Source organism: Paenibacillus terrae (assembly GCF_005217525.1).
GTDB lineage: Bacteria > Bacillota > Bacilli > Paenibacillales > Paenibacillaceae > Paenibacillus > Paenibacillus terrae_C.
The window spans coordinates 505,608-516,836 of record NZ_PNXQ01000016.1 but is presented as its reverse complement, the minus strand read 5'-3'; the positions used below and the strand labels follow the sequence as shown (position 1 = coordinate 516,836).

The following is an 11,229-nucleotide window of genomic DNA, read 5'->3' as shown; positions in this document are numbered from 1 at the left end:
GCGTAACATTTCTTTTTACGGCATGTCCTACGGGCTGGGGTTTGCACTGGGCCCGCTTGGATTGTGGTTGCTTGATTATGGAATGCTGGTTCCGTTTGCAGCGCTGGCTTTGTTGTGCTTGCTCATTCTGTTGCTGGTGCTCATGAAGCTGCCGGATTCTAGACCGGAAAAGCTGGAAACAGGGGCGCGCCCAGCACGCAGATTCCGGCGCAGCTATAGCTGGGCATGGTACGCGCTGTTGCCTGCATTTTTGTACGGTTATATGGAAGCCAGTCTGAACAGCAACTTTCCGGTATATGGCCTTCGTATTGGCTTTCATACGGATGAGATTGCCGCATTACTCCCCTTTGTCAGCTTGGGCGGATTAGTGCTCCAACTGCCGCTAGGTATATGGAGTGATCGTTGGGGTCGTAAAAAGGTGCTTATAAGCGTAGGCATAGCGGGTGGATTGATCTTTATGTTGATGCCGTGGAGCGGAAATCATTTTATGCTAACACTGGTATTGTTGGCGGTGGCGGGTGGTTTGGTAGGCTCCTTTTTCTCCTTGGGACTGGCTTATGCGGCCGATCTGCTGCCCAAATCATTATTGGCCGCCGCCAATGTGCTGGCATCCTTTCATTTTAATCTGGGAAGTGTGATTGGACCTAACATTAGCGGGGCGCTACTGGACTATGGAACCCAAGGCAGCATGTTTCTGGTACTCGGGGGCAGCTACGTCGTTTTCGGCTTGTTGGGATTGTTATTTCAAAAAAGAATATCGACGGCATAAAACTGCGGTTTGCATGGTATTTGTTTCACATTTACTATAAACTATAGACAGTATTGATGGCGGACAAAGGGGAATCACAAAGATGATTAGAATACAGAAGCTGACCAAGCAAGTGGGGCCTGAACGGACCCCATTACTTCGCGGGATTAATGCTGAAATTCACCCGGGTGAACTGATAGCCGTAGTGGGACCGAGCGGAAGTGGAAAAACCACACTGCTGCGCTGTCTTGCTTTGCAGGAGCCATGGGAGGAAGGCAGTCTGATGGTGGATGGCCAGGATGTGCTGAAATCCGGATGGACGGGTAAAATGAAAATAAAGCGGGAATGGGCATATCTGGAGCAAAATCCGCATTTAAATATGAATCGGACTGCTCTCAAAAATGTGCTGATCGGCAGATCGGGTCAGACTCCATTATGGAGAATGGTGACCGGGATGGTGCGTTCTGATGATTATATGGGAGCAATGGACGTATTGGAGGATCTGGGCTTGCTGGATAAGGCCCATGACAAATGCGACAAGCTTAGCGGCGGTGAGCGGCAACGGGTAGCGACTGCGCGTGCGCTCGTTCACGGGGCCAAGGTCATTTTGGCTGATGAGCCTGTAAATGGACTTGATCCGACTTCAGCAGATCATGTGATGGATACCTTCCGTAAGCTTTGCTCAGACGAACGGGTGACGGTGATCACCGTACTGCCGCTGGAGATCGCTGAACGCTTTGCTTCCCGTATATGGGGATTGAACGGCGGCGAACTCGTATTTGATATTCAGGGCAGACGACTGACACAGGTGGAAAAGAACAAATTGTGAAGGGGACGGCAAGAGAAGTGAAAATGATGTTGTTGAGAATGTTAACCGGCTGCTGCGCATCACTGCTTCTTGTTGGATTTTTAAGCGGCTGTAATGTCATTAGCGATCCAATTTCGCTGATGCAAGCACCGATGATGTCTGATGAGAAACAGCAGCTGAATGGTGCAGTGGTTACTCAGCTTGGCATGGTACAGCCTCTGCGCCCCAATGACCCCGATGACCCCACGCCCATTCGAACGGGGGATCTGAACAATGATGGTACGGACGAAGCAGTGCTTTTTTACGAAACACCAGATGAAAGTGTAAAAATACACGGGGCCTTGTTCGAGGATCAGAACGGAACATGGGTAAAGAAGCTGACGTTTGACGGGGAAGGTACTGTGCTGGAGTCGTTCAAGCTGGTCGATGTAACTAATGATGGCACGCTCGATATTGTAGCGGGCTTTTCCAGCGGGGATAGCAGTGATGGTGGCGATCAGAAGGGGCTCATCGTGTATTCCTATACCGGAGGAACTTTAGAGAAAATATATGCTACAGGCTATACGGACTTCGTCGTAGACGATTTTAATCATAACAAGATGGACCTGAACGGGGACAATTTGAATGACTTGACAATTATCCTGCTGCGTCGCAATGAATTTTTCACGGTCAAAACATTCCAATTCAGCGGGGGAACCTTTAAGGAAATCGGATCGCTGGATTTGGACAGTCAGGCGCTTAGTATCTACAATGTGGTTGCTGGTAAGGTAGCCGAGGGTAGGCAGGGGATCATTATAGATACCAAGATTGCTCAGACGACTACGGTGTCCAATGTTATTGTGATGGACCACGGCAAGCTCAAAAAGCTTGATCTCATGGATGTGACCTTTAAGGATGCTACCATTACTAGCGGTGACGTAGATGGTGATGGCATTCTGGAATTTGGCAATTTGGAGAAGCCCAAGGGCTGGTCCAACAGGCCACTGGATGAGGTTCCGTATTTTGTTTCGTTCTATCAGTGGGATGGGGCCAAGGGAACGATTTTCAAGCAGCAGCAGTATCGTGATTCCAATGATCAGGTCTATTTCAGGCTACCAAAGGAGCTGCATGGAAAAGTGACCATTGATCCGAAAGTATCAAAAAAGGACAGCTATTTAAGGTTCATTTTGGACAATACAGACAAAACGATTGCAGAAATTAAATATTTCTCATTGTCGCAATGGGAGCGAAATAATGAAGGATATAGCCAGCTATGGAGAACCAATGCACAGGTGATTGGTATCAAGCGATCCAGTGAGCTGGAACCGCGTAAAACCATTAAAAACAAGTTGGGGGAAAGGCAGGTAGAATAGAGTGAGTAAAGTTTTAATCATGGAAGACGAGGAATCCATTCGCAGCTTTATCGTCATAAACTTGAAACGAAACGGTTTCGAGGTGTTGGAGGCATCGGATGGGCATGAGGCTCTTAATATTTTGAACACGGTGCGGGATATTGATATCGCGTTGCTCGACGTAATGGTGCCCGGTATGGACGGTTTCGAGGTCTGTCGAAGAATTCGGGAAACGAATGAGCGAATTGGCATCATCTTCCTCACGGCAAAGGTACAGGAGCAGGATAAGGTGTATGCCTTGTCTGTAGGGGCTGATGATCATGTGAGCAAGCCCTTCAGTCCGACGGAGCTCATTGCCCGTATTCAGTCGCTGCTACGCAGAGTGAATGTGCATCGCGAGACGGCGGCTAAAGTATCCTTCCAGTCTGGTCCATTCACGCTGGATCTGATTGCCAAGCAATTTAAGAAAAACGGGCAGTTGATTGAGCTGACGCCAACAGAGTTTTCCCTGATTCAATTTTTCCTTGAAAAAGAAAATACACCGCTCAGCCGGGATGTTTTGCTTGACCATGTGTGGGGCAAGGAATATATGGGCGATCCCAAAATCGTGGATGTAAACATCCGGCGGTTGCGGCAAAAAATTGAAAACAATCCTTCCGAACCCGCCTTTTTGCAAACAGTATGGGGGCATGGGTATAAATGGAAAGGTCAGGCTCAATGATCAAAAAAGGGATTGGCAGACAGATTGTGCTTCACTATTTTTTTGTGGTGTTCTTGGCGCTTCTGTTGGTAGAAGTCATTTTCATGATTGTAATCCGTGCGTACTATTACGACACGATTTATAAGCACGTGGAGAGTCGCATTCAATCGGTAAGTGAGTTTGCACCCAAATTCAAGGAGCCAGGACAGTCTTTGCAGTCGTATCTGCTTAATACGTTTTCATTAGGGGATACGGAACTGCAATTGCTTGATGAGAAGGGGAATGTAATAGATAATTCCACGAACTTTGCAGCAGAAACAAGTGTACAAACCAGTGATGTGACGCAAGCTTTAGCGGGGGATACGGGGAGCTGGATTGGGAAGCAACCTGGCACGGGTCAGCAAGTTATGGCGGTATCCAAAAAACTGGATAATATCGTCGGAGATCAGGTGTATATTGTTCGGTATACGACCTCGCTGGAAAAGGTCAACGACAAGCTATTTACCATTACGCTCTTTTCCGTAGGCATCATGGTAGCTGTACTGGTTATTGTATTTGTGGTCAGTACAGGACTCGCTAATTCCATCGTTAGGCCGATTAATAATATCCGTGATGTATCAGCTCAGATGGCACAAGGACGATTTGATGCACGAATTAAAGGAGATTATCGCTTTGAGTTGGGTGAGCTGGCTTCGACTCTAAACTACATGGCCCAGGAAATTGCCAGAACGAATCAAATCAAGGATGATTTTATCTCGTCCATTTCCCATGAGCTGCGTACACCGCTCACTTCTATTAAGGGATGGAGTGAAACGTTAAATTCTGGCGGCTATGATCCAGAGGAGACGAGGATCGGGATGCAGATTATTTCCAAGGAGACGGATCGACTGATCGGTTTGGTCGAGGAAATTCTTGATTTTTCCAAGCTGGAGCAAGATGCTATGAAGCTTGTCATGGGAACGGTTGATCTGCGCGAGCTTTTGCAGGAGATTATGCTGAACGTATGGGCCAAAGCGGAAATGAAGCAAATTAAACTCCAGCTGGACTCGGAGGAAACGGCATACCTGGTTCATGGAGACGGCAACCGTCTGAAGCAGGTTTTTTTAAACATTGCGGACAATGCCATCAAGTTTTCGCATGAGAACTCTATTATTTTTCTGTCTCTGCAACGGATCGGGGACAACATCGAGGTGTCTGTGCAAGACACAGGAATCGGGATTAGCGAGGAAAATCTTGCCAGAGTAAGAGAACGATTTTTTCAGGTAGACCATCAAAATGGTGGTACGGGCTTGGGATTGGCAATCTCGCAGCAATTTGTGGAGCGTCATCAAGGGCAAATGCTCATCAAGAGTGAATTGGGAGCAGGCACCACGATTACAGTTTCATTGCCTGCTTTGCAAGACGAGCAACCCATAGAGCCACTGCAACTCACTGAAGGCTATGGAACCGAAAGTTAGTTTTAAATAGATGTAAATTAGGAAAACAGCCAGTCCTCATTATAGTGAAGGGCTGGCTGTTTGACATATTTCCATTATGAAGTAAAACCTTCAGCGCGAAGGCGTGTGTTGCGCTCATAAGCTTCTTTCAACATGCGGGCTGTTTGTGGGCGTACCGCCATTTTACCGAATATCGTTTCATTCGGCCCGATAACCATAATTTCACTCGGGTTACCCTTGATGACTGCACCGTCACGAATTACAGCACCTTCACCGATAATCGCGTGCTCAATATGCACATTACGACCGATACGGGTGTTAGGCATAATGATACTTTCCTTAATAGCCGAGCCTTTACCTACCTCGACACCGCTAAATACGACGGAACGTTCAATTTGACCTTCTACTTGGCAAGAATCATGCAGGAGGCTGTCCAAAGGCTCCGTTTTATAGTTAGATAGCTTATGTGCGCTCAACCTTGTGCGGCGTTCACGCGTATACATAGGCCAGTCTGTCCGTTGCAGGTCAATAGCGCAATTCTTTTGCAACAGATCCATATGTGAATCCCACAGGCTTTTAACGGTACCTACATCCTTCCAGTAGCCTTGAAATTCGTAAACATACAAGGATTCTTGATCCGCCAGCATTTTAGGAATGATGTCTTTACCGAAATCATGGCTGGATTGCTCATCCTCGGCGTCCTCCACCAAATACTTTCTCAAATAATCCCACTTAAACAGGTAAATCCCCATAGACGCCAGATTACTTTCAGGTTTCTCCGGCTTTTCAGCGAATTCGGTGACACGCAGCTCCTCATCGGCACTCATGACGCCAAAACGGTGCGCTTCATCCCAAGGTACTTCCATAACGGAAATCGTAGCCGCAGCAACTTTTTCCTTATGATAGTTCAGCATTTCACGATAATTCATATAGTAAATATGATCACCGGATAAAATAAGCACGTGTTCCGGGTTTTGACTGTCTATATATTCGATATTTTTATGAATGGCGTCTGCCGTTCCCAAATATTCAGCGTTGTCTGTATTATAAGATGGAAGTAAGGTAACTCCCTTGTCGTTCGTCTTGGTAAGATTCCAAGGCGTTCCATCTCCAATATGCTCATGCAAGGATTCCGCCTCATATTGCGTTAGCACACCTACAGTGTCTATGTCTGAATTAACACAGTTGCTGAGAGGAAAATCGATAATTCGATAATGACCGCCAAAGGGTACGGCGGGTTTTGCAATCGTTGAAGTAAGGGGAGCAAGGCGGCGTCCCTCTCCGCCTGCCAGCAGCATGGCAATGCATTCTTTATTAAACATTTCGGTTCCCTCCCGGTTTAGTTGTCTGTTGTAGTACATACATAAACGGTATGGGGTACTCTTGAAACCAATAGGTGTGTAAGATCCCCCAAAAATTAAGGTTTATTTCTTTCATAGTCATTTTTCTGTTCATTGTGGCTAGAATGGGGTAATAACCTAAGTCAGCTTTGACCGTAAAGCAAATGTATTTCCGAATCATACATTTTGTTCCAACAAACATATAAAGGTGGTGACGTGATGACAGACCAAACTCTCCCGCAACAGGCTGTATCGCCGGAAGATATTTATTTGTTTCACGAAGGAACGCTTTATCACAGCTACCGATCTTTAGGTTCCCACCTTACTGTGGAGAACGGAGAACAGGGCGTCCGTTTTACGGTGTGGGCTCCTCATGCTCTCCATGTCGGGCTTGCTACAGATTGTAACAACTGGAATGGGGAACAGGATTCCTTATATAGAGTTCCCGAATCTGGCTTTTGGAGTCGTTTTTTTCCGGGTATATCCCAAGGAACTTTTTACAAATATGATATTACGGGTGCAAACGGTGAACGTTTTCTAAAAGCAGACCCTTATGCGGTACGCGCAGAATTAAGACCAGCAACGGCTTCCGTGGTCGCTTCACTGGAGGGCTATGTTTGGAACGACGCGGCTTGGCGGCGTAAACGGAGAGAGCCTTATGGAAAGCCCCTTCATATATATGAGCTGCATTTGGGCACCTGGAAACAACAAGAAGACGCTACGTTTTATACATACAGGGAAATGGCTGAGCTTCTCGTGCCCTATGTAACGGAAATGGGTTACACGCATATTGAGCTTATGCCGCTCAGTGAGCATCCGTATGATCTTTCCTGGGGATACCAGCTCACCGGATATTTTGCACTGACAAGCCGTTATGGGGAACCGCAGGACTTTATGTATTTGGTGGATCGTTGTCATCAGGCGGGCATTGGGGTGCTTATGGATTGGGTTCCGGCTCATTTTGCCAAGGATGCTCACGGTTTGAGAATGTTTGATGGGTCGCCGCTATTCGAATACGCGGACCCGCTGATTGCAGAAAAGCCTGGTTGGGGGACGCTGACGTTCGATTACAGCAAGCCGGAGGTGCGTTCTTTTCTGATATCCAATGCGCTGTTCTGGATGGATGTGTACCACATTGACGGCCTGCGCGTAGACGCTGTGACAAGTATGTTGCGGCTGGATTTCGAAAAGCAGGACGGTCAATATCGTTTTAACTCCAAGGGAGGCATTGAAAATGAGGAGGCTATTGCCTTCCTTCAACAACTGAATGAAACCGTGTTCCGCTATTATCCGTATGCGCTGATGATGGCAGAGGAGTCCAGTGCCTGGCCGATGGTTACCTCCCCGGTAAGCGATGGAGGACTCGGTTTTAATTACAAATGGAATATGGGCTGGATGAACGATACGCTTGATTATATTGAAACGGATTTCGATCAGAGGCCTGAGCGCCATAACTTACTGACGTTCCCCATAGCCTATGCATACAGCGAGAATTTTACACTGCCGCTGTCGCACGATGAGGTCGTTCATGGCAAAAAGTCGCTGCTTGATAAAATGCCGGGTAGCTATGAGCAAAAATTTGCCGGGCTTCGAGCGCTTCTCGGTTACCAAATCACCTCACCGGGCAAAAAGCTGTTATTTATGGGAGGCGAATTTGGCCAATTTACCGAATGGAAGGATGAGGAGCAGCTTGACTGGTTTCTGCTGGATTATGATAGTCACCGTTCGCTGCATGCTTTTACGAAAGCGCTCAATCATTTGTATATACAAGAAAAAGCATTGTGGGAGCTGGATCATTCGTGGGATGGATATCAATGGATTGAAGCGGAGGACCGTGGACAGAGCGTAATTACGTATTTACGTAAAGGGAAAAAGCCGGGAGATACAGTGGTTGTGCTTATTAACTTTCAGCCCGTGCCAAGAGAGAACTACCGAATTGGACTGGAAAAGGCAGGAATCTATATCGAGCTGCTGAACAGCGATCATTCGGATTTCGGCGGAACCGGCCAGCTGAACACCGAAGTGCTGCGCACAGCCAAGATCCCTTGCCATGGGCAACTGCATAGTTTGGAGGTGACCCTTCCGCCACTGAGTGTCGTTATACTCAAGAAAGCGCCTCGAAGGGCTAGAAAAGCAGATTAATGGACGCAAAACTGGTTTAAAATAGGGTTGAGGTCATTAAGGAGGAAGCACATATGAACATTTTATTTGCGGCAGCAGAAGCACATCCATTTATTAAAACAGGCGGGTTGGCTGATGTCATTGGTGCACTGCCGAAGGCACTTCGTCAGGCTGCGTGCGATGTCCGGATCATCTTGCCTAAATATACGGGGATTCCCGATACGTATAAGAAGTCTCTGCGTCCGGTAACGGTCAAGCATGTCTCTGTGGGCTGGCGTGACCAGTATTGTGGAGTAGAGGAACTGACGTTGGACGGGATCAAGGTTTATTTTATAGATAATGAATATTACTTCGGTCGTGACGGAATTTACGGCTATATGGATGATGGCGAGCGTTTTTCCTTTTTCAACCGGGCGATTTTGGAGGTACTGCCTGACTTGAATTTTCAGCCTGATATTTTGCATTGTCATGACTGGCATACCGCGATGGTGCCGTTGCTATTGAATGCCAATTATCGCCATTTGCCCTTTTACGTTGATATTCGTACGGTGTTTACGATACATAACCTGCTGTATCAGGGGGATTTTCCATATGAGGTCTTAACAGAACTACTGAATCTGGATAGTAGCTATTTTACCCCTGAGGGTGTGGAGTATCATGGCAGACTGAACTTTATGAAGGGTGGGCTGACCTACTCTGATCATGTCACAACTGTAAGTCCTACCTACGCAGAGGAGATCCAGACGGAATTTTACGGATATGGGCTGGAAGGGCTGTTGCGTAAGCTGGGAGCGCAGGGGCGTTTGTCGGGTATTGTGAACGGAATTGATATCAAAAGCTACAATCCTGCTACGGACCATCGTATTTATACGAAGTACCGCACCAGTTTGGCGAAGAAAAAGGAAAACAAAATCGGTCTTCAAAAGGAGCTGGGGCTGCCAGTACGACCGGACGTGCCTTTGATTGCGATGGTAACCCGACTTGTGGATATGAAGGGACTGAACCTGGTAACCAGGGTGCTTGATGAGATCATGTATGATGATGATATTCAGTTTGTCGTGCTGGGCACGGGAGATCCGGCCTTTGAGCACTGGTTCCGGGAAGCGGCTGGACGTTATCCGTTGAAAATGTCGGCGCAGCTGGGTTTCAATGAGCCTTTGTCCCGCAAAATTTATGCTGCAAGCGATATGTACCTTATGCCGTCGAGGTTTGAGCCTTGCGGGATCAGCCAGCTGCTGGCGCTTCGCTATGGAAGCATTCCGATTGTGCGGGAAACGGGCGGTCTGAACGATACCGTACATGCTTACAACGAGTCTACAGGCGAAGGGAATGGCTTTAGCTTCAAAAATTACAATGCGCATGATATGCTGCATACGATTCGTCGTGCGGTTGATTTTTATCGCCAGCCTGAGCATTGGTCCAAGCTTACGAGCACTGCTTTTGCAGGAGAGTACAGCTGGGATGTGTCGGCGGGAGCGTATCTGGATATTTATCGTTCACTGACAGGGAACGAATGAGCTAAGTCGACCAGGCAGGAGTGCCTGAACAAGGTAGAACTGACAAAGTACAATGGAAAAAGGGCATCCCGCAGAAGCCAATAATGGCTGAGGAATGTCCTTTTTTACTGTGATCAGTCGCCTCCACCACAGCTGCTTCCGCATGAGGAGCTACTGCTGCACGAGGAATGGCTGCCGCCGGAATCACCTGAATCGTGGTGAGATGAGTCTCCATCATGGGAGCTTCCGTGGCAAGAGTGATGGTTCGAGTCGTGCGTATCCCAATTCGAACAGCCACTTGCTGAACTACAGCCTGACGAGCTTGCTAATGCGGCACTTCCTGTAGCATCAGGATGCATGTGCAAGGCAAATTGATGGGGCTGATACCAAGAATACCATACGACGGCCAGCAGCAAATAATCAATTTGCAAATAGTTGACCTTCGGCAGCAGTCTGCCATCTGGATCATCCACTGCTTCATTCACCCGATTACGCAGATGGTCCACAATTCTCTGAACCGCTTGCTGTGCCTGCTGAGAGATGCTCATGTCCTCTTGCGTATTCCAACGGTCGCCTGCTGGCTGCCCGGAAGCTGTCAGCTTGTAATAGTGTGCAAGCTCGTTATTCGGTAATGGATGATTAAAAAAAGTCCCCCATAGGCTTGCACTATAGCGGTTCCAGCCAAAGCATTCCACATACAGCCAGTCAAACCATGCCCGTTCATCCGGCATCGGCTGTGAGCTGGCATGAGGGGCGTGGTGCAGCATGCGGCCAAAGAAGGCTTCCGAAAATTGCTGGTATTCTCGCGTAAACATTAGCATTTCGTGCCACAGTTCATCCACATCTGGACTGAACATGGGCACCCGATTCATAATTGCACATAGCATAAAATATCGTTTTAGCTCATTCCAGCGCCAATCATATTCCTGATCCGTCAGGTGAGGATGGGCATCCATCACACGCCGCCTTACACTATGAGCGTAGGAGGCTGGAATAGATCGTTCCAGAAGCTGCATGAGTTCTATAATCTCCTTATGACGCCCCTGTTCAAGGGAAGAGGGAGACGGGGAGCTAAGAAAAAATGCATTACGGCGGCGTGTCTTTCGATTTTCCCTGTTCCTTCGATATAATGCTCGAAAAAAGAACCACAAAATAATGATATCGACCACAATAAACAACACCCAAAAGCTGCTCATATGATTCATAATGACTGCTGCTCCTTTCTGGAGAGAAGACGAAATTAAAAATT

The 11,229-nt window shown here is 47.5% G+C and carries 9 protein-coding genes; 7 read left to right on the top strand and 2 right to left on the bottom strand.

The window, feature by feature from the left end; genetic code table 11:
• The 5 genes from C1I60_RS19940 to C1I60_RS19920 all read left to right on the top strand — a co-directional run.
• Positions 1-769: MFS transporter (locus C1I60_RS19940; protein ID WP_252361802.1), on the top strand; the 769-nt coding region annotated here is incomplete at its 5' end.
• An 82-nt stretch (positions 770-851) separates the two neighbouring features.
• The gene (locus C1I60_RS19935; RefSeq protein ID WP_137063282.1) at positions 852-1,577 is read left to right on the top strand and encodes a phosphonate ABC transporter ATP-binding protein; all 726 of its coding nucleotides are present in this window, start codon (positions 852-854) and stop codon (positions 1,575-1,577) included.
• Entirely contained in the window at positions 1,574-2,908 is a 1,335-nt protein-coding gene (locus tag C1I60_RS19930; protein ID WP_137063281.1) for a hypothetical protein, read from the top strand. The genes C1I60_RS19935 and C1I60_RS19930 overlap by 4 nt, the downstream gene beginning before the upstream one ends.
• A gap of 1 nt (position 2,909) precedes the next feature.
• Positions 2,910-3,608, top strand: coding sequence for a response regulator transcription factor (locus tag C1I60_RS19925; protein ID WP_025682710.1), 699 nt, complete (start codon positions 2,910-2,912; stop codon positions 3,606-3,608).
• Positions 3,605-5,044, top strand: coding sequence for a HAMP domain-containing sensor histidine kinase (locus C1I60_RS19920; RefSeq protein ID WP_137063860.1), 1,440 nt, complete (start codon positions 3,605-3,607; stop codon positions 5,042-5,044). Before C1I60_RS19925 ends, C1I60_RS19920 begins: the two co-directional genes overlap by 4 nt.
• Positions 5,045-5,118: 74 nt before the next feature.
• On the opposite strand, the gene C1I60_RS19915 is transcribed toward C1I60_RS19920, so the two are convergent.
• Entirely contained in the window at positions 5,119-6,345 is a 1,227-nt protein-coding gene (locus tag C1I60_RS19915; RefSeq protein WP_137063280.1) for a glucose-1-phosphate adenylyltransferase, read from the bottom strand.
• A gap of 237 nt (positions 6,346-6,582) precedes the next feature.
• On the opposite strand from C1I60_RS19915, the gene glgB reads away from it, so the two are divergent.
• Entirely contained in the window at positions 6,583-8,505 is a 1,923-nt protein-coding gene (glgB, locus tag C1I60_RS19910) for a 1,4-alpha-glucan branching protein GlgB (protein WP_137063279.1), read from the top strand.
• A gap of 53 nt (positions 8,506-8,558) precedes the next feature.
• Entirely contained in the window at positions 8,559-10,001 is a 1,443-nt protein-coding gene (glgA, locus tag C1I60_RS19905) for a glycogen synthase GlgA (RefSeq protein WP_137063278.1), read from the top strand.
• Between the two features lie 113 nt (positions 10,002-10,114).
• Here glgA and C1I60_RS19900 read toward each other — a convergent pair whose 3' ends face one another.
• Positions 10,115-11,185 carry a UCP032817 domain-containing protein gene (locus C1I60_RS19900; RefSeq protein WP_137063277.1) on the bottom strand — a complete coding sequence of 357 codons (1,071 nt, stop codon included), beginning with the start codon at positions 11,183-11,185 and terminating at the stop codon, positions 10,115-10,117.
• Between the last annotated feature and the right edge of the window lie 44 nt (positions 11,186-11,229).

Excerpts from the sequence above, each read along its gene's own strand:
- C1I60_RS19935 (WP_137063282.1), top strand. The coding sequence starts at position 852 with ATGATTAGAATACAGAAGCTGACCAAGCAAGTGGGGCCTGAACGGACC.
- C1I60_RS19920 (WP_137063860.1), top strand. The coding sequence starts at position 3,605 with ATGATCAAAAAAGGGATTGGCAGACAGATTGTGCTTCACTATTTTTTT.
- C1I60_RS19915 (WP_137063280.1), bottom strand. The coding sequence starts at position 6,345 with ATGTTTAATAAAGAATGCATTGCCATGCTGCTGGCAGGCGGAGAGGGA.
- glgB (WP_137063279.1), top strand. The coding sequence starts at position 6,583 with ATGACAGACCAAACTCTCCCGCAACAGGCTGTATCGCCGGAAGATATT.
- glgA (WP_137063278.1), top strand. The coding sequence starts at position 8,559 with ATGAACATTTTATTTGCGGCAGCAGAAGCACATCCATTTATTAAAACA.
- C1I60_RS19900 (WP_137063277.1), bottom strand. The coding sequence starts at position 11,185 with ATGAATCATATGAGCAGCTTTTGGGTGTTGTTTATTGTGGTCGATATC.